The organism is Bacteroides sp. 2_2_4 (genome assembly GCF_000157055.1).
GTDB lineage: Bacteria > Bacteroidota > Bacteroidia > Bacteroidales > Bacteroidaceae > Bacteroides > Bacteroides ovatus.
In genome coordinates this window covers 56,838-83,630 of record NZ_EQ973360.1, presented here as the reverse complement: position 1 = coordinate 83,630, position 26,793 = coordinate 56,838, and the positions used below count along the sequence as shown (strand labels likewise).

The following is a 26,793-nucleotide window of genomic DNA, read 5'->3' as shown; positions in this document are numbered from 1 at the left end:
CCATAAAAAAGAAGAATAATGAATACGAAATATTCAAATTGGAAAATGTGGTATTATGTGTTATGCATGGTACTGACACTTCAATTGGCGGCTTGTTCTGAAGAAACGCATGACGAGTATACTGCGGCTCCTGAAATAGAAGATACCTATATCGACCAACTGGATGCATTGATTGCTGAAATGACCGATTTGCAGCAAAATTCAGACTACGGAGATAAGAAAGGACAGTACCCCACCGAAAGCCGGGCAATTCTGACAGATGCGATAGATGATGCCAATCGTGCGGTACTTTTAATCAAATATCAGCAACCCTCTCCGTCGGAAAGTGAGAAACAACGCTATGTGGCAGAAGCCAAGGCGTCTATAGAACAGTTCAAGAGTACGATCCGTACAGAAGACGCTGAAACAACACCGGCTGAACTGTTTGTGGACGGACGTGGTGATGGTGGTTCTTATATCGATTTCGGACGTAGCGAAGAATATGTCAATTTCGGAACCGAAGGAAACCAAGCCTTTACTGTTGAGTTTTGGGTGAAAGTAACCAAAGGTGGTGGAAAAGACCAGAATGTGTTCCTGTCAACTTACATGGGCGGTGACGGATGGCGTAACGGCTGGATGATGTACTGGCGTAATGCGGACGGTGGTATTTATCGTGCAACTTGGGGCGAAACAGGAGGAAATATCTGTGAACCGTCACTAAAGGCACCGGAAGATGGAGAATGGCAACATTTCTTGTTTGTGTACAGTGATAAAGGCTTGCCGGGCAGTCCGGAGCTTCGTGCGAAATTGTATGTGAACGGAGAAGTGAAAACAACCGAGGGAAGCGTGGGTAGCAGATTCTATAATTCGAGCAACTATGCCAACTATAATGCACCGATGACCGCTTTCGGACGTTATATGCGTACCAGTGATAATCTGTTTGAAGAAGGTTTTGCCGGTTATATGAAGAAAATCCGTATCTGGAAAAGCGCAAAGGATAACGAATATGTTCAGAATTCTTATAATGGAACGGCTGAAGTGACGGGTAAAGAAGCAGACTTGGCGGCAGCATGGGATTTCATGACCAAACCTTCCGGCTCGGGTAATGAAGTAATAGACCTGACAGGCCGTCATACTGCTAAGATTATCGGTACTTACGAGTGGCAACGTATTGTTGAATAATAATGTAAAAACGATGAAAAACATGAAACGTTTAACTAATAAATGGAGAGAGGGAGCAATGCTCCTCTCTTTCCTCCTGATTTCTAGTCTGGCAGGGATATTTACCGCTTGTGACGATATTGAAGACGAGTATATAACAGATACACAATTAAGTATCTTACAGGAAAGTCGTACGTCATTGAACTATTTATTGAAAAATTCAACCTACGGAACTGCTCCCGGAACATATCCTGAAGCCGGAAAGGATATATTAAATGCTGCTATTGCCGAGTTGGATGCACTGATAACACGGGTAGAAGTTGGCGAAGAACTGGATGAAACAACTTTGGAAGCTGCTGTAGCAAAGGTAAATCAAGCGATTGACGAGTTTAAAAATTCAAAATATTATAATCTGTCTCCGGAAGCACAGCAATATATCAATAATTTACTGGCTAAGGCGGATGAAATACTTGCAATCGTTAATGATGAAACGAAGTGGGGAAATCATCAGGGACAATATCCGGTAGAAAATAAGTCGGTTTTGGAGAGTGCAGCTAAAGACTTGGAAAGTCTGGCTGAAAGAATCAAATCCGGTTCCATCACAGATATGACGCAGGAGATTTATGATGAGGCTATTGCTGCTGCCGATAAGAAAGTAGAAGAAGTAGAAGATTCTGCATGGCCGGACAACAGTCAGATTACCTGGAATCTGTTTGTAGACGGAAATGCCGGTTCTTATATAGACTTTGGTTATAGCGAGGATTATGTGAAGTTTGGAGAGGATGACAATCAGGCATTTACGATTGAACTTTGGGTGAATATTAAAGAATATTGCAATAAGCAGGGAGAAGACAACTGTACTTTCCTTTCTACCATGACAAACGATCCTCATTAGAGCGGATGGCGTGCCCAGGATCGTACAAAGGGATTGTTGAGAACAATGGTTGCTCACTGGGAAAATGAGAATCATACAGCGGCAGGTATATGGGAACCGGGGTGGAAGAACTCAGATAACTGGACTAAAGATCGTTGGACACATTATGCCTATTTATTTAGTGATAAAGGTTTGCCGGGATTTGATACACCAACTGATATTAAGAGCTATTCTATGGTTAATGGTGTAAGGCGAGATGGAACAGTAGTTCGTATTGGTGAATCTTATAAGACTTATGTAAATAACAACTCTATTTCCAATCAGATTCACATGACCGGATTCTGTACGATGGACAATAATAGAAACCGTAACGAATGGTTCTCCGGTTACATAAAGAAGATCCGTATCTGGAAAACAAACCGGACAGAAAATCAGGTATATGCTTCTTATATGGGGAATGAAGAAGGTGTAAGTGCCGATAATCCGAATTTGGTAGAAGCCTGGGATTTTGAAGTGAAAGGTGATCAGCCTACTCAAAGTGCTACCAGAACAATTACAGGTTTGAAAGGTCATACAGCAACATTAGTTGGCGATAACTGGCAATGGATTGAATCCACAGACATTACAGATAACAAATAATTGTTTACCGGGATGAGTTTTCAATAGGTAGATTAAATATTCCCCTTATCTCTGTCATAAGGACAGAGTGAGGGGAAATTATTCTCCAATAACCCTTTATTAATCCTTTATTTTTATTGTAGAAAAGTGTTTTGGTCTGTATTTGTTCTTTATTGAATAAATATTATCGTTTTTTTTCAGCTATTTCTGCAATCTTTGTAACAGGAAAAATACTATAAACTTATAAACTATCATGAAAGGCAAAATTCTTTTGGCTCTGACACTACTATTGGGAGTATCAACTACCACATGGGCAGTCGGTAATTTAGGAAAAGCAAACCAGAAGAAGCATGCGTATACGAACGAAGATGTATGGGCAGCTTATGAAGGATTTAATAATACACTACTAGACTCCAATAAATATATTTACAAGACAAATTCGTCCTATCCGAGTGCTGTTGACCGTGGCAATGGAGCAGCGGCTATCTGGTGTCAGCCTATTTATTGGGATATGGCAATGAATGCCTATAAACTGGCAAAGGCACAGAAAGACAGAAAGAAGACAAGTTATTATAAAACACTCTGCGAGAAAATATTCGCAGGGAACAAAGCGCAATATTGTCAGTTTGATTTTGATGATAACAATGAAAATACCGGTTGGTTCATCTACGATGACATCATGTGGTGGACTATCAGCCTGGCACGCGGCTATGAACTTTTTGGAGTGGATGAATATCTGAAACTCTCGGAAGCCAGTTTCAAACGGGTATGGTATGGCTCGGAAAAAGTGGGTGATACCGGTTCGTATGACAAAGAAAACGGAGGTATGTTCTGGCAATGGCAACCCATTCAAAATCCGAAACCGAATAAATTCGGTGATGGAAAGATGGCATGTATCAACTTTCCGACAGTTGTTGCAGCATTAACCCTCTACAATAACGTGCCTGAAAATAGAAAAGAATCGACCGACAAACGGCCTGATTATCAGACGAAAGCTCAATATCTTGCCAAAGGTAAAGAAATCTATGAATGGGGAGTGGAAAATCTCTTGGATAAAGCAACAGGAAAGATTGCCGATAGCCGTCATGGAAATGGCAATCCCGCATGGAAAGCACATGTATACAACCAGGCAACCTTTATCGGAGCGTCCATACTGCTTTATAAGGCGACCGGAGAGAAACGTTATCTGGACAATGCTATTCTGGCGGCAGACTATACAGTGAAAGATATGTCTGCAGAACATAAAGTGCTACCTTTCGAAGGTGGTATTGAACAGGGTATCTATACTGCCATCTTTGCGGAATATATGGCATGGTTGGTGTATGATTGCGGACAAACCCAATATCTCCCGTTCCTGAAACGTACCATCAAAACAGGTTGGGCAAACAGAGATAAGACACGGAACGTATGTGGAGGCGAATACTATAAAAAGTTGCCGGAAGGTGCGGAAATCGATAGTTATTCTGCTTCCGGTATACCGGCATTGATGCTTTTGTTTCCGGCTAAGAAATAAATAGAAAACGACGGAATTTGCGTAAAATAGATTAAATAAACAGGTGATTTAAATTATGAAACAACAACTGATGATGCTGTTACTGGGAACAGCTTCTGTATTTTGTAGCTGTGAGACCCAGGTAGAACAGCACGAGAAGAATGAATTACGTGCTCCGGCATATCCGCTGGTGACAATTGATCCTTATACTAGTGCATGGTCTACTACGGACAATCTATACGACAGTCCTGTAAAACATTGGACAGGCAAGGATTTTTCTTTACTTGGTGTTGCAAAAGTAGACGGACAAACCTACCGTTTCATGGGAACGGAAGAACTGGAACTACGTCCTTTGGTAAAGACATCTGAACAAGGTAGCTGGACAGGAAAGTATACCACTCAACAGCCTGCTGACGGATGGCAGAATGCCGGATTCAATGATAAAGCATGGAAAGAAGGCGAAGCTGCCTTCGGAACGATGGAAAATGAACATACAGCCAAAACCCAATGGGGAGAAGAATTTATCTGGGTACGCCGGGTAGCTGATATTCAGGAAGACTTGACAGGAAAGAATGTATATCTTGAATTCTCTCACGACGATGATGCTATTATTTATATCAACGGCATCAAAGTGGTAGATACTGGTAATGCTTGTAAAAAGAACGAACGGGTGAAACTGTCGGAAGAAGTAGTAGCTTCTTTGAAACCGGGTGAAAATCTGATTGCAGGTTATTGTCATAACCGGGTAGGAAACGGACTGTTGGATTTCGGATTGCTGGTAGAATTGGACGGTTACCGTTCTTTCCATCAAACAGCACAACAAACTTCTGTAGACGTACAACCTATGCAGACTTATTATACATTTACTTGCGGTCCGGTAGATTTGAAACTGACATTTACTGCTCCTATGTTTATGGATAATCTGGATTTGTTGTCACGTCCGGTCAACTATATTTCTTATGAAGTAGCCTCCAATGACGGAAAGAAACATCAGGTTGAACTGTATTTCGAAGCATCTCCGCAATGGGCAATCGACCAACCTCACCAGGAATCTGTGGCCGACAGCTTTACTGACGGTGATTTGTTATTCCTTCGTACCGGAAGCCGTAATCAGGAAATCCTGAAGAAGAAAGGCGACGATGTACGTATCGATTGGGGACATTTCTATCTGGCAGCTGAAAAGGAAAACAGCACATCTGCAATCGGCGACGGCAGAGAGCTGCGCAAGAACTTCGTAGCCAATAAACTGGAAGCTCCTACCACAAACGGTTATGATAAACTGGCTTTGGTGCGTTCATTGGGCGAAACACAAAAAGCTGATGGCCACCTGTTGATCGGATATGATGATATTTATTCTATCCAATACTTTGGTGATAACCTGCGTCCTTACTGGAATCGTGAGGGTAATGAAACGATTGTTTCCCAATTCCAGAAAGCAGAGAAAGAATACAAGACACAAATGAAGAACAGCGCTGCTTTCGACAAGAAACTGATGGAAGAAGCTACTGCTGCCGGTGGACGTAAATATGCCGAACTTTGTGCATTGGCTTATCGTCAGGCATTGGCTGCACATAAACTGGTACAGGCTCCGAATGGCGACTTGGTATTCCTTTCTAAGGAGAACTTCAGTAATGGTTCCATCGGAACAGTCGACCTGACTTATCCGGGAGCTCCGTTGCTCTTATACTACAATCCGGAGTTGGTGAAGGCTACCATGAACCATATCTTCTATTATAGCGAAAGCGGAAAATGGGCGAAACCATTTGCTGCACATGATGTCGGTACTTATCCATTGGCTAACGGCCAGACTTATGGCGGTGATATGCCGGTAGAAGAATCGGGTAATATGGTAGTGTTGGCTGCTGCCATTGCCAAGGTAGAAGGTAATGCAGATTACGCACAGAAACACTGGGAAACCCTGACTACGTGGACAGACTATCTGGTAGAGAACGGACTTGATCCGGCCAACCAACTTTGTACCGATGACTTTGCAGGTCACTTTGCACACAATGCCAACCTTTCTATCAAAGCAATCATGGGTGTTGCTTCATACGGTTATCTGGCAGATATGCTGGGTAAAAAAGATGTGGCTGAAAAGTACACACAGAAAGCGAAAGAAATGGCTGCCGAATGGGTGAAAATGGCTGATGATGGTGACCACTATCGTCTTACATTTGACAAACCGGGAACATGGAGCCAGAAGTATAACCTGGTGTGGGATAAACTGTTGAATCTGCAAATCTTCCCTAAAAATGTTGCAGAAACGGAAATAGCTTACTATCTTTCGAAGCAAAATAAATATGGTCTTCCGTTGGATAACCGTGAAACATACACAAAGACCGACTGGATCATGTGGACAGCTACATTGGCAAATGACAAAGCTACCTTTGAGAAATTTATCGAACCCGTATATCTGTTTATGAACGTTACACCTAACCGTGTTCCGATGTCCGACTGGGTATTTACAGACGAACCGAATCAAAGAGGCTTCCAGGCACGTTCCGTTGTAGGTGGATATTATATCAAAATGCTTGAAGGAAAACTGATTAAATAAAACAAAAATACCATGAAGAAACTAGCTCTATTCGCTTTTACGTTACTTAGTGCATGGGCTATGACTGCAAAAACAATTACCGGACCGGTGGACTACGTTAGTCCGCTGGTTGGTACGCAGTCAAAGCACGCATTATCTACCGGAAATACTTACCCTGCCATTGCGCTGCCCTGGGGAATGAACTTTTGGGTTCCGCAGACTGGTAAAATGGGCGATGGATGGGCGTATACGTATGACGCTGACAAGATCAGAGGATTCAAACAAACCCATCAGCCAAGTCCCTGGATCAATGATTACGGTCAATTTGCCATCATGCCGGTAACCGGTAAGGCAGTATTTAATCAGGATGAGCGTGCCAGTTGGTTCTCTCATAAAGCTGAAACGGCTACTCCTTATTATTATAAAGTATATCTTGCCGATCATGATGTAGTGACCGAAATTGCTCCGACAGAGAGAGCGGCTGCTTTCCGTTTCACTTTCCCCGAAAACGACCACTCTTATGTAGTGGTAGACGCTTTTGATAAAGGCTCGTTTGTGAAAGTAATCCCTTCGGAGAACAAGATTATCGGTTATACCACTAAAAACAGCGGTGGTGTTCCTGCCAACTTTAAAAACTACTTTGTACTGGTATTCGACAAACCGTTTACTTATACGGCTGCCGTAGCCAGTGGTGTGATTGACACCAACAAACTGGAAGCGACAGACAATCATGCCGGTGCACTGATCGGTTTCAAAACCCGAAAGGGCGAACAGGTAAATGTGCGTGTAGCTTCCTCTTTTATCAGCCCTGAACAGGCGGAACTGAACCTGAAAGAGCTGGGTACGGACAACATTGAACAGATTGCAGCGAAAGGCCGCAAGGTATGGAACGATGTTTTAGGACGTATTGAAGTGAAAGACGATGATATCGATCATTTGCGTACCTTCTACTCTTGTCTGTATCGTTCAGTATTATTTCCCAGAAGTTTCTACGAGATAGATGCTAAAGGAAACGTGATGCACTACAGCCCTTATAATGGTGAAGTACTTCCGGGATATATGTTTACCGATACCGGTTTCTGGGATACGTTCCGTTGTCTGTTCCCATTCCTTAACCTGATGTATCCATCTATGAATACAAAGATGCAGGAAGGATTGGTAAACACTTATAAAGAAAGCGGATTCCTGCCGGAATGGGCAAGTCCGGGACACAGAGGTTGTATGGTTGGAAACAACTCCGCTTCCGTAGTTGCCGATGCCTACCTGAAAGGATTGAAAGGATACGATATCGAGACATTGTGGGAAGCCGTGAAACATGGAGCGAATGCAGTGCATCCGAATGTTCGTTCTACCGGACGATTAGGACATGAGTATTATAATAAGTTGGGATATGTACCTTATAATGTAGGTATTAACGAGAATGCAGCCCGTACACTGGAATATGCATACGATGACTGGTGTATCTATCAATTGGGTAAAGCCTTGAAGAAACCGAAAAAAGAGATTGAAATCTTTGCAAAGCGTGCAATGAATTATAAGAATCTCTACGATCCCGAGCACAAACTGATGCGTGGTAAGAATGAAGACGGTACGTTCCAGTCTCCGTTCAATCCGTTGAAGTGGGGGGATGCCTTTACGGAAGGTAATAGCTGGCATTATACCTGGTCGGTATTCCACGATCCTCAAGGTCTGATCGATTTGATGGGTGGTAAAGACGGATTCAACCAAATGATGGATTCTGTATTTATCCTTCCTCCGATTTTCGATGAAAGTTATTATCGAGCCGTTATTCATGAAATCCGTGAAATGCAGATTATGAACATGGGCAATTATGCACATGGCAACCAGCCGATTCAGCACATGCTCTATATGTACAACTATTCCGGCCAACCCTGGAAAGCGCAACATTGGATTCGTGAAGTGATGGACAAACTTTATACTCCTGCTCCCGACGGTTATTGCGGTGATGAGGACAACGGCCAGACTTCTGCTTGGTATGTATTCTCGGCAATGGGATTCTATCCGGTATGTCCGGGTACGGATGAATATGTCTTGGGTACTCCTTACTTCAAGGAGATGAAGCTACATCTGGAAAACGGAAAGACGGTGACTATCTCTGCTCCGAATAACGGAGACGACAAGCGTTACATTTCATCAATGACATTGAACGGTAAAGAATATACCAAAAACTATCTGACCCATCAGGACCTGTTGAATGGCGCTAGCATTTCTTACAAAATGGATGCGAAACCCAATCAGCAACGTGGTACCAAAGAGTCCGATTTCCCTTATTCTTTCTCTAACGAATTTAAAAAGAAGAAGTAATCATGAAGAAACAGATCAAATATATTAGCGCAGGTATGCTGGCAGGTATGCTTCTCTGTGGCGGGGAGCTGCAAGCCTCCAACCGTATGACGGAAATGCATGTATGTCTGGCGGATGCTATTCAGAAAGATAACCGCCCGGAAATATCCAATCGTTTGTTCCGTTCTAATGCGGTAGAGAAGGAGATTCTCCGTGTACAGAAACTGTTGAAGAATGCGAAGTTGGCATGGATGTTTACCAACTGTTTCCCGAATACACTGGATACGACCGTACATTTCCGTAAAGGAAGCGATGGCAAACCGGATACGTTCGTATATACGGGTGATATTCACGCCATGTGGCTACGCGACTCCGGTGCACAGGTATGGCCTTACGTACAATTGGCTAATTCGGATCCTGAACTGAAAGAAATGCTGGCAGGTGTTATTCTCCGCCAGTTCAAATGTATCAATATCGATCCGTATGCAAATGCTTTTAATGACGGCGCTATTCCTGACGGTCATTGGATGAGTGACCTTACAGATATGAAACCTGAGTTGCACGAACGTAAATGGGAAATAGACTCCTTGTGTTATCCGTTGCGTTTGGCTTATCATTACTGGAAGACTACCGGAGATGCAAGCATATTCAACGAAGAATGGATTCAGGCAATCACTAATGTACTGAAAACATTCAAAGAGCAACAACGCAAAGACGGAGTAGGTCCTTATAAATTCCAACGTAAGACGGAACGTGCACTGGATACTGTGAGCAATGACGGTCTGGGAGCACCGGTGAAACCAGTCGGTTTGATTGTCTCCAGTTTCCGTCCTTCGGACGATGCTACTACGCTTCAATTCCTGGTTCCTTCCAATTTCTTTGCCGTATCTTCTTTGCGTAAGGCAGCCGAGATTTTGGAGAAGGTAAACAAGAAGACAGCTTTGTCTAAAGAATGTAAGGACTTGGCGCAGGAGGTGGAAACAGCTTTAAAGAAATATGCGGTGTATAACCATCCTAAATATGGTAAAATCTATGCATTCGAGGTAGATGGTTTTGGAAATCATCATCTGATGGATGATGCCAATGTGCCGAGTTTGCTTGCGATGCCTTATTTGGGTGATGTGAATGTAAACGATCCGATTTATCAGAATACCCGCCGTTTTGTGTGGAGTGAGGACAATCCTTATTTCTTTAAAGGCAAGGCAGGCGAAGGAATCGGCGGACCGCATATCGGTTACGATATGGTGTGGCCGATGAGTATTATGATGAAAGCCTTCACAAGTCAGAATGATGCTGAAATCAAGACTTGCATTAAGATGTTGATGGACACGGATGCTGACACCGGCTTTATGCACGAATCTTTCCATAAGGATAATCCGAAGAAATTTACCCGTGCATGGTTTGCCTGGCAGAATACTCTTTTCGGTGAGTTGATTTTGAAGCTGGTTAATGAAGGAAAGGTAGATTTATTGAATAGTATACAGTAATATGCTGACATAGTAAATTGAACGCGGATAACGCGGATGATGCGGCTCTTTTTCTGATGCAAAATTAGAAAAAACGCGTTATCCGCGTCGTCTGCATCTAAATATGAATAGCTGAAAACTAATATTAAAAAAACAATTGTATCATGAAAAAGTTATGTGTATGGGCAGTTGCCGCCCTTTTAATGGCAGCTTGTACTCCGAAAGCTGAAAAGGCTACAGATTCCGGTTTATTGCAGAGTAAATTCCAGACAGAAGTAGATGGAAAGAAGACTGATTTGTTCACTCTGCGTAACAAGAACAACATGGAAGTTTGTATCACGAACTTCGGTGGACGTATTGTTTCAGTGATGGTTCCCGACAAAGACGGACAGATGCGTGATGTTGTTCTCGGTTTCGATTCTATTCAGGACTATATCAGCAAGCCTTCGGATTTCGGTGCGACTATCGGACGTTATGCCAATCGTATCAATCAGGGACAGTTCACCTTGGATGGTGTAGAATATCAGCTTCCCCGCAATAACTACGGTCATTGTCTGCACGGCGGACCGCAAGGATTCCAATACCGGGTGTTTGATGCAGAATTGTTGAATCCGCAGGAATTGCAGTTGACTTACCGTGCAGAAGACGGTGAAGAAGGTTTTCCGGGAAACATCACTTGTAAAGTGTTGATGAAACTGACGGACGATAATGCCATCGATATTCAATACGAAGCGGAAACAGACAAACCGACGATTGTAAATATGACCAACCACTCTTATTTTAATCTTGAAGGCGATGCCGGCAACAACTCCGGTCATTTGTTGATGGTGGATGCGGACTATTATACTCCGGTGGACAGTACTTTCATGACAACTGGCGAGATCGTTCCGGTAGAAGGAACTCCGATGGATTTCCGCACCCCGACTCCGGTAGGCGAACGTATTAACGACTATGATTTCGTACAGCTGAAAAACGGCAATGGTTACGATCACAACTGGGTGTTGAACACGAAAGGCGACGTAACCCGTAAATGCGCTTCTTTGAAATCACCGAAGACTGGTATCGTACTCGACGTTTATACTAACGAACCGGGTATTCAGGTATATGCAGGTAACTTCCTCGATGGTTCACTGACAGGAAAGAAAGGCATTACTTACAACCAACGTGCTTCCGTATGTCTCGAAACACAGAAATATCCGGATACTCCGAACAAACCGGAATGGCCGTCGGCTGTACTTCGCCCGGGCGAAAAGTATACAAGCCAATGTATCTTCAAATTCTCTGTTGATAAATAGGTTATAAAGGCAGTTCATACCATTGAAGAACGGGTTGTCTGATTAGAGATTATCCGTTCTTTGCTTCGAATGTAATTTGTTGGTGCTCAATAGGGATCATAGGGAAATTAGGATGATTTCCGGAAGTAGTAGAATAGACGAAATGAAGAAAAATAAAACGAAAGGACTTTTTGCATCGATAGTGCTTGGAGTGGCGGTTACAGCTTGTGCGTCTGCTTCTTCTAGTGGTACGGTGACGGTAGTGGACCGATCGGACATACAGTCCGTCAATACCAATTATATCGGGTATCGCGCTCCGCTTCGACCGTTGAATTTTATAAAGTTGCCGGTAGGTAGTATTCAGCCTGAAGGCTGGGTGAAGAAGTATCTGGAGTTGCAACGTGACGGTCTGACCGGACACTTGGGAGAAATCAGCGCTTGGCTGGAAAAGGATAATAATGCCTGGTTGACAACTGGTGGCGATCACGGCTGGGAGGAAGTCCCTTACTGGCTCAAAGGGTATGGCAATCTGGCATATATCCTGAATGACCCGAAGATGATTGAAGAAACCAAATATTGGATTGAAGGTGTATTTGCCAGTCGCCAGCCGGATGGCTATTTCGGTCCGGTCAATGAACGTAACGGCAAACGCGAACTTTGGGCACAGATGATTATGCTCTGGTGTCTGCAATCTTATTATGAGTATTCTCAAGATCAGCGTGTCATTGACCTGATGACGAATTACTTCAAGTGGCAGATGACTGTTCCCGATGACCAACTTCTGGAAGATTATTGGGAGAAAAGCCGTGGCGGTGATAACATCATCAGTATCTACTGGCTTTACAACCATACTGGGGATGCTTTCCTACTCGAATTAGCCGAGAAGATTCACCGTAACACAGCCGACTGGACGAAATCCACCTCCTTACCTAACTGGCACAATGTAAATATCGCCCAATGTTTCCGTGAACCTGCCACTTATTATATGCAGACCGGAGATTCAGCGATGCTGAAAGCCTCTTATAATGTCCATCATCTGATACGGCGTACTTTTGGTCAGGTTCCCGGAGGTATGTTCGGTGCGGACGAAAATGCCCGTCTGGGATATATCGATCCCCGACAGGGAGTGGAAACCTGCGGTTTGGTAGAACAAATGGCTTCCGATGAAATCATGCTTTGCATGACAGGAGATCCCATGTGGGCGGAACACTGCGAAGAAGTAGCGTTCAACTCTTATCCGGCTGCCGTGATGCCGGACTTCAAGGCATTGCGTTATATCACTTGTCCGAACCATGCCATCAGTGATTCGAAGAATCATCATCCGGGCATTGACAATCGTGGCCCGTTCCTTTCGATGAATCCTTTCAGCAGTCGTTGCTGCCAACATAATCATGCACAGGGCTGGCCTTACTTCACCGAACATCTGGTATTGGCAACTCCCGACAACGGAGTGGCAACAGCTATTTATGCAGCTTGCAAAGCTACAGTGAAAGTGGGTGACGGCAAGGAAATCACTCTTCACGAAGAGACAAATTATCCTTTTGAAGAAGCTATTGCCTTCACTGTTTCTACCGATGAAAAGGTTGCTTTTCCATTTTATCTTCGTATTCCTTCATGGACTCAAAAGGCGGAAGTTCGGGTGAATGGCAAGAAGGTAAGTGTAACTCCTGTAGCGGGAAAATATCTTTGCATCAATCGCGAGTGGGCGAATGGTGATCGTGTGGAATTGACTCTTCCGATGTCTTTGTCTATGCGTACCTGGCAGGTTAATAAAAACAGCGTAAGCGTAGATTACGGACCTTTGACTTTGTCTCTCAAGATTGCAGAGAAATATGTAGAGAAAGACAGTCGCGAGACTGCTATCGGTGATTCAAAATGGCAGAAAGGTGCTGATCCCCAGAAATGGCCTACTACTGAAATCTATCCGGATAGCCCCTGGAATTATTCGTTGGTATTGGATAAGAAAGAACCTTTGAAAAATTTCAAGGTCATCCGTAAATCCTGGCCGGCTGACAACTATCCTTTCACAGTAGCCAGTGTACCTTTAGAAGTAAAAGCTATCGGTCGTCCGGTTCCTGAATGGAAGATAGACGAAACAGGACTGTGTGGCGTATTGCCGGAAGAAGATGCGGTGAAAGGTGATAAAGAAGAAATAACATTGATCCCTATGGGTGCGTCACGGTTGAGAATCTCTGCGTTCCCGAACACAAAAGAATAAATTAATAACTAGAAAACTTAGAATAAATGAAACGTATTGTTTTTTTAGATTACATCCGTGTGTTTGCATGCTTTCTCGTCATCCTTGTTCATGCCAGTGAAAACTTCTACTGTGCTCCCGGAGCCACTGATATGGCAGGTCCGCAGTCTTTTCTAGCGAATGAAGCAGACCGGCTATGGGTATCAGTGTACGACGGTTTTTCACGTATGGCAGTACCCCTGTTCATGATAGTCTCCGCCTTCCTGCTTGCACCGATGAAGGAAGAGCAGTCTATGTGGCAATTCTATCGCCAGCGCTGTCTTCGCATCCTTCCACCGTTTTTCATATTCATGATACTGTACAGCACTCTACCTATGTTGTGGGGACAGATAGACGGAGAAACATCTATGAAGGACTTGTCGCGGATATTCTTGAATTTCCCGACGCTAGCCGGACACTTGTGGTTTATGTATCCTCTGATAAGCCTTTATTTGTTTATCCCAATTATATCCCCATGGTTGAGAAAAGCCACGGCTAAAGAAGAGCGTTTCTTTATAGGGCTGTTCGTGTTGTCAACCTGTATGCCTTATCTCAATCGTTGGTGCGGTGAAGTGTGGGGACAATGTTTCTGGAATGAATACCACATGTTGTGGTACTTCTCCGGTTATCTGGGCTATCTTGTTCTGGCACATTACATTCGTGTACACCTTACCTGGAACCGTTCCAAACGTTTTATTATAGGAACTATTTTAATGGTGATCGGTGCTGTATGGACTATTTATTCATTCTATGTGCAGGCTATACCCGGCGAACTCCATTCCACACCTGTAATAGAAATAGGATGGGCTTTCTGTACCATTAACTGTGTGCTTCTCACAACGGGTACATTCCTTATGTTTACATGTATCAAACGTCCGCAAGCTCCCAAGTTGGTGACGGAAACATCGAAACTTAGCTATGGTATGTATCTTATGCACATATTCTGGCTCGGACTGTGGGTGACTGTGTTCAAAGATACATTGGCGCTTCCCACTGTTGCCGCTATACCATGTATCGCAGTGGTTACGTTTATCTGTTGTTTTGTAACAACTAAGATAATCTCGTTTATACCGGGCAGTAAATGGATAGTAGGATAAATATCCGGAAACAATAAGATTTTGAATAGATAATCAAGTTTTTCCTGATTTTCTATTCAAAATCTTACTGTTTATAGCCTATTTCCCTCTTAATGTCCTCTTTCTCTTTTCACCTCTTTCACTCCTATTATAAACCATTACTCTCCAGCCTCTTACGGGTGAACCCTCCCTCTGTTTGGAGCTTTATGCCGCTTTCATCGGTTTCACCAGATACACATTCCCATATTTGGTATGTTTGCGGGTGACCCCTGCCGCAAGTAAAACTTGCGCGAATGTAGCCGGATTACTTCCACGCATGGCAGCAGGGTTATACATTTTCAGTCTCCTGAATATATCCGAAGCCGAGAGCCGTTCGCTTCCCTCTTCATCATCTTTAGCTATCCGGAAGCAGGCATGAAAGACTTCCTCTGCCGGACACGGATGATAAAAAGCAGCATTGTGGCGTTGCAGTTCCCGTTCCTCTTCTTTTGTGAACCAGTAACGGATGCCGGAGAGCAGTTCAGCTTTCAGTTGGGCATAGATCTGATCGTGTATGATACCTTCGCAATCGATCAGATGTTCTGCTTCAATGCAGATGAATCGCCGGCTACCGGTGGGATCGGTGAGCAAGTCAAAACGGTTGCTTGTACCGATGAAAGAAGCGATGCGTGGCAAGTTGCGGAAATTCTTTTGATAAGCTTTGCAGATATTCAGGTTTGCCATTTGCATCAGATTCTTCAATAATGGCATTTGCTGCGTTCCGTATTTGTCAAATTCATCCATGTTCAGAAGTCCCATTTCGGCAAGTAACCTTTCGGGTTTTCCTTGTGCAGACAGTTTCAGGTTGTCCATGTAATAACGTGACAGTGCCGGCGGCATCAGTGCCTTGCAAAATGTGGATTTTTGTCGTCCCTGCTCGCTGCTGACAAGTATGGGGGCTACGCTGTTGGCATGTATTCCCGTCATGCCTAACCATTGGGCGGTGAGTCCCAGCATCCAGGTATGGAAGCTTTTTATCCAGAGCTGATTGTCAGAGACACGCTGCGCCAAAGCTTCCAGTCTGTCTGTCCCATCCCAGTCGGGCAGTTCTTCCATGTAAAGCCGGAAAGGATGGTATTCAGGAATACAAGTGGAATAAATGTAACGGCTCAAGTCTTTATCCCAGCAGGATATGCCCTGGTCGTGTGCTTCCATGCAGAAAGTGTTCAGTTCCCGCTTACTTACAGGTTCGAAAGGAACGGCACGCTTGTTGGCAGGACGATATTCCGTTTCTTCCGTCAATAGGTTGTAACGAAAATCATACTGTTTTTGCAGGAATGTACGTACCTCTTGGGTTAATCGGACCGGTTGTTTTCGTTCTGTCTCTTTCTCCCTTTCAGTAGGCGGTGCAGTGTCCGGTAGGGGAACGGTATATTTATCTTCATGACATTTTAGCGTTTTCTGTGGCTCTTTGTCTGTTTTCTCAACTGCATCTTCTTTGTTTTCCTTCATTTGAAACAATTTTAGTTCCTTCAATACCTGTCTCCATATCAATGTTATTGCATTCATTATTTTTTCTATTTTTAAGTGATTAAAATCGGTTTATTGTTCAGCGCTGATACTGCGAATGTACTATAGGATGATACCGGTTTGCAAGTATTTCTCCGGAAAAAATATTAATTTCTACTTGACTGAGGAAGTCGGCTTCTTATCGTCCTTTTCTCTATTATTTATCGTATCTTTGACGAAGAGTTATTGTTGATTCACTTTCGTGGTTCAATCAAATGACAAGAGTGATCTACTTGGATAACAACTGTGATTTAAATGAACCACGGTAGTGGTTTGATGATAAACTTAAAGTTTTTACATGAAATGTATTCACTATCAAAACATTAACGACTAATGGCTATACTTTACGATTGGTATGAGAATCCCGGTGAGTCCGACGATTCGGAAGAGAAAGGTTTGCATCCCCGCATTTTTTTGAATGGTAAGGTGGGAACGGATAAACTGTGCCGGATGATTCACGGACGCAGTTCGCTTTCCGTAGGTGATGTAAAAAATGCGTTCGAGATGCTTGCCCAAATTTGTGGTGAAGAACTACGTGAAGGACGCGAGGTACATATCGAGGGGCTAGGCTATTTTGCCCCTATTTTGAGGAGCACGCAAAAGGTGACCCGCAGTACTAAAAACAAATGGTCGAAGATGGAACTGAAAACAATCGGTTTCCGTCCGGATGCTCGCCTGCGGGGTGAATTGGTAGGTGTCAAAGCCAGCCGGAGTAAGTATGCGCGCCATTCGGAGTCTTTGTCGGAGGTGGAGATAGATATGCGGCTGAAGGAATATTTCGCCGATCATGACGTAATGCTTCGTTATGATTTTCAGGAAGTATGTTGCATGACACGGACTACGGCGAATCGTCATCTCCGGCGATTGCTGGAAGAAGGTAAATTGAAAAATATCGGCAAACGTATGCAGCCGATTTATGTGGCGGCAGCGGGTTATTACGGGGTATCTCGTGATGTGCTCCGGCGGTAAGCGGAACGATTTGAATTGTGTAGGTGAAACCTTTGAAAGTAGGATAGAAGGGCTTTGCATGGTCGCTTTCACCCGCTTTCCTGCTCTGGATGGAGGCTTCGGGAAGAAGGTGAAAGTGGTGAAAGATGTAGTCTTATAGATGATTTACTTTCATTATTTGATTGAATAGTAAGGCTTTTTTAGTTATCTGCTAAATTGATAATATATCTGTTTAGAGAGGATTATTTAATAGCATCGAACTTCAGTGTTCCGTTTACGTCGATAATTTTTAAAGTACGGTTACCCTTTATTCCCATATCAATGAAATTGACCTTGTATAAACCATTTCCCAATGCAGTTACTGATGTTACTTTAGATATGTCGCTTGGTCCGTCTTGCATACCTGTTCGGAAGTTCCATATCGCATATCCTTCGCCGTCATACTCGTAGTTATCTTTCAGCTGCTTTTGCAATTTGGCTGTACAATGCTTTTTTACTGCCGGAACATAATTCTTTGCTCCAAAAACGTAGTTTGCGTAGAAATCTTTGATGAACTGAATGGTTTTGGTATTGTCCACTTTAGGTGATTGTAGAATAATGGCAGTCCCATTGGCGAGAACAGCCTCATTGTCGAGACAACAAGCTTGAATTTGTATGGGTTGTAGGGCAAATCCTAGATGAATGATATATAAAAATAAAATCTTTTTCATATTTGTATATTATGTATTTTGAAAGTCTTATTTAGATTTAGCGACCTATTGCAAAGATAGCGTTAATTACGAAAAATGAACGAAGTATGTGAGAAAAAGATAATAATATCATATCAAAAGATGAAATGAATTGTCCAAAGCCATTTTGATAAGAGAGGGGGATGAATGTTATAATTAGGGATGAATAGGGGGTATTTCGTTTATCTATACATTGCAGGGCAGCCGGATAGTAGCCTCATTGATTGTACTATTCTATTAAATGATATAGATTTAATGTGTATCTTTGTAGGAAATGCAAAATAAAATATGGAATCAAAATAAATAAAATCAGATAATTATGAAAAACATTTTCCTTCCCAAAGTAATGATGTGCATAATTGCACTGTTTACTTTAATTTTACCAGCTTCTGCACAAAATACAAATGCGACAGATGAGTACAAAGAAACGTTGAAAAAGATTATGGTACTTTCCGGTGCTTCGGCTACTACGGATGACTTCTTCCAAAAAATCACATCTGTGATGAAATTAAATGCGCCGGAAAAGGATGAGGCTTATTGGAATGAGTTTTCTAAAAACTGGAAAGAGAAAATAGAAAGTAAGGTGTTTGAAATGTATATGCCTGTTTATGAGAAGCATTTAACTTTGGAAGAATTAAAAGCTGTTGCTGCATTTTATGAATCTCCCGTAGGTAAGAAATATAAAGAGGCTTCATTGATTGTTATGCGTGAGACAATGCCGTTGTTAGTGAAGCAACTCCAGACAGAGACATTCAAAGTGGTTAGATCAGAGAAAAGTGAACGAGTAAAAAGAGGTGAACAGCGGTTGAAAGAATATGAGCAAAAGAAGAAACGTGATAAAGAATTATATGCACAAGCCTATATGCTTCCAAGCGATAGTATAGTTATAGTTCCTGAAGAAGTGTATGAGAAAGCGTATGAAAATGGGATGTCTACAAGTCCTTCTTTATATTCGATTGAAAGGAGAAAGAATGATACTAAAGTGACATTTATACAACCTATTTATTGGGACTGGCAATGGTTGTATTATAGTCCGGGATTTAAGATTATCGATAAGAAAAGTGGCGATGAGTATAATGTACGAGGATATGATGGTGGAGCTCCGATAGGTAGGCTGTTGGCTGTCAAAGGATTTAATCATAAATATATTTATATCAGTCTTTTATTCCCGAAACTGAAGAAGAGTGTGAAAGAAATAGATATTCTTGAGTTGCCACACAAAAAAGATAAAGAACAGTTGCCTTCTAATGATGATGGAAAGTCTAAATCATATTTTAATATAAAGGTGAAAGATTATCAGACCATTTCCGATAAGAAAAATAAGAAGATCTATTATTAGTTTAAATGATTATCAGAATTTGAAATGATAATAGCAGGTATTGAACATGAGTGTTTACTGTTTTTGATATAAATTTAGGCAACTATACCTTGATTACACAAAATAGGAAAATTTTCCCGAATATTATTTGGATATTATGTAAATAACTACTATATTTGTGATATAAAAAAGTGTTCTTATGTTTAATAGTAGATTCACCTCCCTGTCAGATTTGCGGAAGGCTTTTCCAACAGAGCAATCCTGCATAGATTATTTGGAAGAAAGACGGTGGCATGGAAACGTAATTTCCCCATTCGATAAAACTTCCAAAGTCTACAAGTGCAAAGATAATAAATATCGTTGTAAAAACACAGGAAAATACTTCGATGTTAAAACAAAAACTATTTTTCAAGGAACAAGGATTCCTTTGATTAGTTGGTTTGAAGCAATATGGACGATTTTATCCTACAAAAAAGGTATTTCTTCCGTTCAGCTAGGAGAAAACATCAAAGTGTCACAAAAGACAGCATGGTTTATGATGCACCGAATTCGGAAAGCATTAGGAATAGACAATGACGTTGGAAGTGAAGATGAGGGTGGAGGTGGTAAATTAAGCGGAACTGTAGAGATCGATGAGACTTTTAATTGGAGGAAAGAACAAGAACAGGCATTGGAACAAGAAAGTTCCAAGAAGTCAAGGTAGGTCTTTCAAAGATAAAACGCCAGTGTTTGGATTAATACAACAAGGTGGAAGGGTGATAGCGAAGGTCGTTCCTAATACACAGGTTAAAAATCTTTCGCCATTAATCCTAAGATATGTCAAGTTAGGAAGTGATCTTTATACTGATGAATGGAATTATGGAAAGAAAGCTGATACGTTATATAATCATCAAAACGTAAACCATAAGAAAGGATTCTACGGAAAAGGGGCATTCACTACTAATCATATAGAAAACTTTTGGTCGGTAGTTAAACGAGGTGTTATCGGTGTATATCATTATTGGTCTAGGAGACACATGCAGAAATACATAGATGAATTTGTATATAGGGCAAACAATCGAGAACTTACTAATCGAGAAAAATTTGACCGACTTTTAGAGAACTTAGAGTATAGATTAACGTATAAAGAATTGATATATGGAAAATAAAGTTTTAAAAGCAAAGTTTGGCTCTGATAAAACACCATTATATTTAGGTGAATTATCTATCCCTTGTTATGTGTTAGAAGATGGAACTCGCGTATTTTCAGGGCGGGGAATCCAAAATGCAATTGGTGCAAACCCAAATTATTCGGGTACATGGCTATCTAAGTTTATTAATAGTAAACCTATATCTACTAATTTGCCTCCCGGGATTTATGATAAGTTATCTCATCCTATTAAATTTAAAAGACCCACCGCAAGTGGTTCTCAATCAGATACATACGGATATGAAGTAACATTATTGATAGACTTGTGCTATGCAATAATTGACGCTTATGATTCCCGAGTATATCAAGTAAGTGAGGAATATTACAAAGCAGCACGTATAATAACTAGAGCTGTTTCAAAAGTCGGAATCATAGCTCTTGTAGATGCAGTAACAGGCTATGATAAAGAGAAAAAAAGAGCAAAGGATGAATTGCAAAAGTTCTTAAATCAATTTTTGTCTGATGAAGCATCTAAATGGATAAAAACATTTGAGGATAGTTTTTTTGAAATGATATATAAAATGCGGGGATGGAATTGGACTATGACTAATAAAAGACCGGGAGTTGTTGGACAATGGATAAACAATATTGTTTATGAAAGAATAGCCCCATTAACTCTTTCAACTTTAAATGAGAAAAATCCTAAAAATGATAAAGGATATAGAAAAGATAAACATCATCAATTTTTTACTCAAGATATTGGTAAACCTAAACTAAAAGAATATTTAGCAAGTGTCGAAGCATTGGGAAGAGCAGCTAATTACAACTGGAATATTTTTATGGAACTTTTAGATAGGGCTTTCCCTAAACAACCACAAAAGATAATAGATGTAGAAGCAGAAGAAATAAAAGAAGATTCACCTAACGATGAATTCGACAAAGGAATAGATGATATATTAGGATATGAGCCAAAAGAGGATTGAAATAGAATGACCGGAGTTTATCGCTCCGGTCGTTTAATCAGTTGCTAAATAACATTGTTACTTTTTAGTTAGATTGAAGTAACCATCTTTTTCATTCCCTAATTTCATGTTGTTACCTGAAATGCTTATTTCATAATCTAATGTTACCTTATCATTCTTCAAAGTAATAGTACTACCTTTATATTCATAAGTAAAATTAGTACTTGTGTCCCTAGAAGTAACATTGTTGAATTTCAGAATAACTCTTTGAGTAGCCGTATTATCGGAATTGAAAGTCCACATCACTTCCATATAACTAGATATGTACTCTCCGGGAGTTTCACTTATTTCACTCCAAGAGCCTGTGATGTCTGGGTAATTTGTTTCGTCGTCATCACTTGAACACGCAGAGAACGTTAAAAACATAGCTGTAAGTAACAGCGTCATACTTAAAAACTTTTTCATAAACTTGAAATTTTATGGTTAATACTAAAAATAAAGGGTCGCCAATTTCAGCGATAACCACGCATTACAAGTATACAAGAAAGCGCAGACTATCACCCATACGCCTTCTTGGCTCACCACAAGCCACAATACATTATGGGGAAGTCTACGCCTAAAGGTTTCAACTCGCCCAATATGTATTGGTTCATTTATAGCTCGTTTAATTTCCGAGGTGGTGATTCAGAAGGCGATTGAGCTATTTTATGTCGTTACAATGATTGGAAAAGTCCAATCTTATTTGTATATTTGGTGCAAATATAACAAATAGTTTAAATGTTATAATCATAAACGTGAATTTTTTAAATATTAATGTAAACAAGGTATAGTTGCCTAAATTTATTCTATATGAGAAATCGAATTATGATTTTATGCACTTTTTGTGCTATTGCTATATTTTCTTCTGCCCAAGAGAAATTCTCTATCCGAGGTATTGCTAATGAGGAATTGAATAATCAATTGTTGTATTTATGCCTGATGGGAGATGGAGAGAAAGCCAAAGAAGTCGTTTTGGACAGTACAACAGTGGAAAAAGGTAAGTTCTCTTTTTCTGGTGTACATCAGATGCCGGATATTGCAATCATCAAGGATATGGATGGAGAAACCTATCCGTTGATTTTCGAAAAAGGAGAAATATCAGTAAATATTGCTGCGAATAAGAGAGGGGGAACGCCTTTAAATGATTCATTGAATATAGCTTTAAATCGTATGCAGCTAATAATGGATAATATGTTGAAAACATCGAATGATATTTATAAGTTAATGCTTGGGATGAAACCGGAAGTATTTTCGGATAAGATGAGGAATGATACTGTATTTAAAGCGGAATTTGATCGGAATAATAAATTATTTCTTGCACAAATGGATTCAGTATCACATTGTATAAAGGATTATAAGAATAGTATAGTGGGTGTATATCTTTTCTCCGTTGGAGGTATGATGATGCCTTTTGATGATATGAAGATTCTGATGAAAGAAGCTTCGCCTCTGTTTTCACAAAATAATTTGGTGAGAAATATTGTGGAAAAGAAGAACCAAGCAGAGCTCCGAATGAAGGCGGAACTTGAAAATAAAATGACTCCGGAACAGCGTGAAGAACAAAAGAAACGGCAGGAAATGGATGCCAAGATAAAGATTGGCGAACGTTTCCCGGATGCTAAAGTGAAAGACAATGCTGGCAACATGAAGCTCTTGTCTGATTATGTGGGTAAAGGAAAATATGTCTTGATTGACTTTTGGGCTTCATGGTGTGGACCTTGTCGGCATGAAATGCCCAATGTGAAAGCTGCTTATGAAAAATATGCTTCTAAGGGATTTGAGGTGATTAGCATATCCACAGATCGGAAACTGAAACCTTGGAGGGCTGCTGTTGAAGAACTTGGAATGAATTGGGTACAATTGTTGGATGTGGATGCTTCTGATATATATGGTATCCATGCTATACCCAGAACTTTTCTTGTAGATCCTACGGGAATTGTTATAGACAAAAATTTAAGGGGTGAAAAACTGGAGGAAGCTTTATCGAAGTTGTTTGAATAATCGTTGCTTTGTTTTTATTGTATGGGTGAATTGATAGTTGAGAAACTATATAATAGGATAACCACTATCAATTCACCAATGACTTTTATTAAATCAGAAGTCCGTCCAATAGCTCTAAATAAAGTCCGATCGCTTCTTCTATTTCTTTTAACATGATATATTCTTCTGCCGTGTGTGAACGTGACGAACGTCCCGGACCAATTTTTACCGATGGGAAGGACATTAAGGCCTGGTCGGACAATGTTGGAGAACCAAAAGGAACGCGTCCTAACTTCATAGCTTTCTGTACAAATGGGTGCTTTTCGTCAATTCGTGAAGAATTGAGACGGAATGAACGGGCTTGGGCTTCACAGGAAATATGCTTTTTGATTTCAGCAAACAGTTCTTCATTTGAGTAAAGCTCGTTACTCCGGACATCGACGATGAAAGTACATTTGTCGGGAATCACATTGTGTTGTGTACCGGCATTGATGACAGTGACACTCATCTTTACGGGACCCAACAAGGGTGACTCTTTCTCAAAACGATAGTCACGGAACCAGGCAATATCATCTAATACTTTGTAAATAGCATTGTCTCCTTCATTACGCGCTGCGTGTCCCGCCTTACCTGTGGCAGTAACATCCAATACCATTAATCCCTTTTCGGCAATGGCGGGTTGCATCTCTGTCGGTTCGCCCACTATGGCAAATGAGACTGGAGGAAGTCCCGGCAATACGCTCTCAATTCCGTCTTTTCCAGAAACTTCTTCTTCACAAGAGGCCAGATAAATCAGATTATACTTCTGCGAAGTGCGACATAGTTGCAGGAACACCTGTAATAACGAAACAACGCTGGCACCGGCATCGTTACTTCCTAATCCATATAACTTACCGTTTTCTTCACGTGGAGTGAACGGATCTTTCCGCCAACCGTTAACAGGTTTCACTGTGTCTATGTGGGAGTTAAGTAAAATAGTCGGCTTCTTCAGATCAAACATAGGACTAAAGCACCACACATTATTTCCTTTACGTCCCGTCTGCATACCTGCCATTTCAATATAGTTTTGCAGGAAATCCGCAGCTTGGGTTTCTTCCCGGCTGATTGAAGGAATACTAATCAGTGATTTAAGCAGGCTTACAGCCTCTGTTGTCATATATGGAATATCATATTTCATAGTGCAAATCTTTTATCTATATCTTAATCTTTGCACAAAGATAGTCGTTTTGAGCAATAGTTTCAAATAAAACTAATACCTTTGTACCATATTTACTAATACAAAGAGTATGACTTATCATCATTTATCTGTCCTGGTCCATCGTCAGGCCGAAAAATATGGCGACAAGGTAGCCTTAAAATACCGTGACTATGAGACAGCTCAATGGATTCCTATTTCATGGAAGCAGTTCTCCGGAACAGTACGGCAAGCAGCTAATGCTTTCGTGGCATTGGGAGTGGAAGAACAAGAGAATATCGGTATATTTTCACAGAATAAACCCGAATGGTTCTATGTAGACTTTGGTGCATTTGCCAACCGGGCGGTTACCATTCCGTTTTATGCAACGAGTTCACCTGCGCAGGCGCAATATATCATTAATGATGCGCAGATTCGTTTTCTTTTTGTCGGTGAGCAATACCAGTATGATGCCGCTTTCAGTATCTTTGGTTTCTGTTCTTCTTTGCAACAACTGATAATCTTTGACCGTTCGGTGGTAAAAGACCCTCGTGACGTATCATCTATCTATTTTGATGAATTTATGGCGACGGGAGAGGGATTGCCTCATAATGATACGGTAGAAGAACGTACGGAGCGGGCTTCTTATGATGACTTGGCAAATATTCTCTATACTTCCGGCACAACGGGGGAACCGAAAGGGGTTATGCTTCATCATTCTTGTTATCTGGAACAGTTTCATACACATGATGACCGTTTGACGACGATGTCGGATAAGGATGTATCGATGAACTTCCTTCCATTAACACACGTGTTTGAGAAAGCATGGTGTTATCTCTGTATTCATAAAGGAGTGCAGATTTGTATCAATCTCCGTCCGGCAGATATACAAACAACCATTAAGGAAATTCGCCCGACACTGATGTGCAGTGTTCCCCGTTTTTGGGAGAAGGTGTATGCAGGGGTACAGGAAAAAATAAACGAAACAACCGGGTTGAAGAAGGCACTGATGCTGGATGCTATCCGGGTAGGTAGAATCCATAATCTGGATTATCTGCGTCTGGGAAAGACTCCTCCGGTGATGAATCAACTGAAATATAAGTTTTACGAAAAGACTATCTATTCTTTGCTGAAAAAAACAATCGGTATTGAGAATGGTAACTTTTTCCCGACTGCCGGTGCTGCCGTTCCCGATGAGATTAATGAATTCGTTCATTCGGTAGGAATCAATATGGTGGTAGGATATGGACTGACGGAATCTACGGCTACTGTATCTTGTACACTGCCGGTTGGCTATGATATCGGTTCGGTAGGTGTTGTACTGCCGGGGATTGAAGTGAAAATCGGTGAAGACAATGAAATCCTGCTTCGGGGTAAGACGATCACAAAAGGCTATTACAAAAAAGCGGAAGCCACAGCTGCCGCTATTGAGCCGGATGGCTGGTTCCATACAGGTGATGCCGGTTACTTTAAAAATGGACAGCTTTTCCTGACGGAACGTATTAAAGATTTATTCAAAACATCAAACGGCAAATACGTCGCTCCGCAAGCTTTGGAAACGAAGTTGGTCATTGACCGTTATATCGACCAGATTGCCATTATCGCCGATCAACGTAAGTTTGTCTCGGCTCTGATTGTTCCTGTATATGGATTTGTGAAAGAGTATGCCAAAGAAAAGGGTATTGAATATAAGGATATGACGGAACTGTTGCAGCATCCGAAGATTGTAGGATTGTTCCGTGCCCGGATCGATACACTTCAGCAACAATTTGCGCACTATGAACAAATCAAACGTTTCACTTTACTGCCTGAGCCATTCAGCATGGAACGTGGAGAATTGACTAATACACTGAAACTGAAACGGGCGGTGGTTGCCAAGAATTATAGTGAGCAGATAGAGAAGATGTACGAAGAAAGTGAGAAATAGGCGATAAGCGGTTTATCGTTAAAAATG

Annotated in this window: 16 protein-coding genes and 3 pseudogenes; 15 read left to right on the top strand and 4 right to left on the bottom strand. The window is 41.4% G+C overall.

All coding sequences use genetic code 11. The features are described 5' to 3' along the window. Positions 1-18 precede the first annotated feature (18 nt). From BSCG_RS14275 to BSCG_RS14315, 9 genes and pseudogenes are all read left to right on the top strand, one after another. Positions 19-1,161, top strand: coding sequence for a DUF4972 domain-containing protein (locus tag BSCG_RS14275; RefSeq protein WP_004322386.1), 1,143 nt, complete (start codon positions 19-21; stop codon positions 1,159-1,161). A 22-nt stretch (positions 1,162-1,183) separates the two neighbouring features. Then, a pseudogene (locus BSCG_RS14280) lies at positions 1,184-2,653 on the top strand (DUF4972 domain-containing protein). Positions 2,654-2,885: 232 nt separating this feature from the next. Further along, positions 2,886-4,145 (top strand): glycoside hydrolase family 76 protein, encoded by a 1,260-nt coding sequence (locus tag BSCG_RS14285; protein ID WP_008776020.1) that lies wholly within the window; start codon positions 2,886-2,888, stop codon positions 4,143-4,145. A 55-nt stretch (positions 4,146-4,200) separates the two neighbouring features. Further along, positions 4,201-6,678: a glutaminase domain-containing protein gene (locus BSCG_RS14290; RefSeq protein ID WP_008776019.1), complete on the top strand. Its 2,478-nt coding sequence runs from the start codon at positions 4,201-4,203 to the stop codon at positions 6,676-6,678. Positions 6,679-6,690: 12 nt separating this feature from the next. Further along, positions 6,691-8,982: a GH92 family glycosyl hydrolase gene (locus tag BSCG_RS14295; protein WP_004309552.1), complete on the top strand. Its 2,292-nt coding sequence runs from the start codon at positions 6,691-6,693 to the stop codon at positions 8,980-8,982. Between the two features lie 104 nt (positions 8,983-9,086). Continuing rightward, a pseudogene (locus BSCG_RS14300) lies at positions 9,087-10,448 on the top strand (glycoside hydrolase family 125 protein); the annotation flags it as partial. Positions 10,449-10,591: 143 nt separating this feature from the next. After that, complete coding sequence (locus BSCG_RS14305) at positions 10,592-11,722, top strand: aldose epimerase family protein (RefSeq protein WP_004305220.1); 1,131 nt, start codon at positions 10,592-10,594, stop codon at positions 11,720-11,722. A gap of 142 nt (positions 11,723-11,864) precedes the next feature. Continuing rightward, entirely contained in the window at positions 11,865-13,919 is a 2,055-nt protein-coding gene (locus tag BSCG_RS14310) for a beta-L-arabinofuranosidase domain-containing protein (RefSeq protein WP_008776018.1), read from the top strand. Between the two features lie 26 nt (positions 13,920-13,945). Next, positions 13,946-15,034: an acyltransferase gene (locus BSCG_RS14315; RefSeq protein WP_008776017.1), complete on the top strand. Its 1,089-nt coding sequence runs from the start codon at positions 13,946-13,948 to the stop codon at positions 15,032-15,034. A 183-nt stretch (positions 15,035-15,217) separates the two neighbouring features. Here BSCG_RS14315 and BSCG_RS14320 read toward each other — a convergent pair whose 3' ends face one another. Further along, a complete protein-coding gene (locus tag BSCG_RS14320; RefSeq protein WP_032849523.1) occupies positions 15,218-16,561 on the bottom strand; it encodes a VapE domain-containing protein in 1,344 nt (447 codons plus the stop codon). Between the two features lie 333 nt (positions 16,562-16,894). Between BSCG_RS14320 and BSCG_RS14325 the strand changes: the two genes are divergently transcribed. Then, entirely contained in the window at positions 16,895-17,530 is a 636-nt protein-coding gene (locus tag BSCG_RS14325; protein ID WP_004309558.1) for an HU family DNA-binding protein, read from the top strand. A 221-nt stretch (positions 17,531-17,751) separates the two neighbouring features. Here BSCG_RS14325 and BSCG_RS14330 read toward each other — a convergent pair whose 3' ends face one another. Then, a complete protein-coding gene (locus tag BSCG_RS14330; RefSeq protein WP_004299546.1) occupies positions 17,752-18,219 on the bottom strand; it encodes a hypothetical protein in 468 nt (155 codons plus the stop codon). Between the two features lie 337 nt (positions 18,220-18,556). Here BSCG_RS14330 and BSCG_RS14335 point away from each other — a divergent pair, with 337 nt between their 5' ends. From BSCG_RS14335 to BSCG_RS14340, 3 genes and pseudogenes are all read left to right on the top strand, one after another. Then, positions 18,557-19,576 (top strand): DUF2059 domain-containing protein, encoded by a 1,020-nt coding sequence (locus tag BSCG_RS14335; protein ID WP_004309559.1) that lies wholly within the window; start codon positions 18,557-18,559, stop codon positions 19,574-19,576. A gap of 178 nt (positions 19,577-19,754) precedes the next feature. Continuing rightward, positions 19,755-20,703, top strand: a pseudogene (locus tag BSCG_RS28775) (IS1595 family transposase). Next, positions 20,693-21,667, top strand: coding sequence for a P63C domain-containing protein (locus tag BSCG_RS14340; RefSeq protein WP_004309561.1), 975 nt, complete (start codon positions 20,693-20,695; stop codon positions 21,665-21,667). The pseudogene BSCG_RS28775 and the gene BSCG_RS14340 overlap by 11 nt, the downstream one beginning before the upstream one ends. A 57-nt stretch (positions 21,668-21,724) precedes the next feature. On the opposite strand, the gene BSCG_RS14345 is transcribed toward BSCG_RS14340, so the two are convergent. Then, positions 21,725-22,111: a lipocalin family protein gene (locus BSCG_RS14345; RefSeq protein ID WP_008776013.1), complete on the bottom strand. Its 387-nt coding sequence runs from the start codon at positions 22,109-22,111 to the stop codon at positions 21,725-21,727. A 384-nt stretch (positions 22,112-22,495) separates the two neighbouring features. On the opposite strand from BSCG_RS14345, the gene BSCG_RS14350 reads away from it, so the two are divergent. After that, positions 22,496-23,686, top strand: coding sequence for a TlpA disulfide reductase family protein (locus BSCG_RS14350; RefSeq protein ID WP_008997308.1), 1,191 nt, complete (start codon positions 22,496-22,498; stop codon positions 23,684-23,686). 88 nt (positions 23,687-23,774) lie between these two features. On the opposite strand, the gene BSCG_RS14355 is transcribed toward BSCG_RS14350, so the two are convergent. Then, a complete protein-coding gene (locus BSCG_RS14355) occupies positions 23,775-24,842 on the bottom strand; it encodes a M20 family metallo-hydrolase (protein ID WP_004299550.1) in 1,068 nt (355 codons plus the stop codon). A gap of 109 nt (positions 24,843-24,951) precedes the next feature. On the opposite strand from BSCG_RS14355, the gene BSCG_RS14360 reads away from it, so the two are divergent. Then, positions 24,952-26,766: an AMP-dependent synthetase/ligase gene (locus tag BSCG_RS14360; RefSeq protein ID WP_004305211.1), complete on the top strand. Its 1,815-nt coding sequence runs from the start codon at positions 24,952-24,954 to the stop codon at positions 26,764-26,766. The last annotated feature ends 27 nt before the right edge of the window (positions 26,767-26,793 follow it).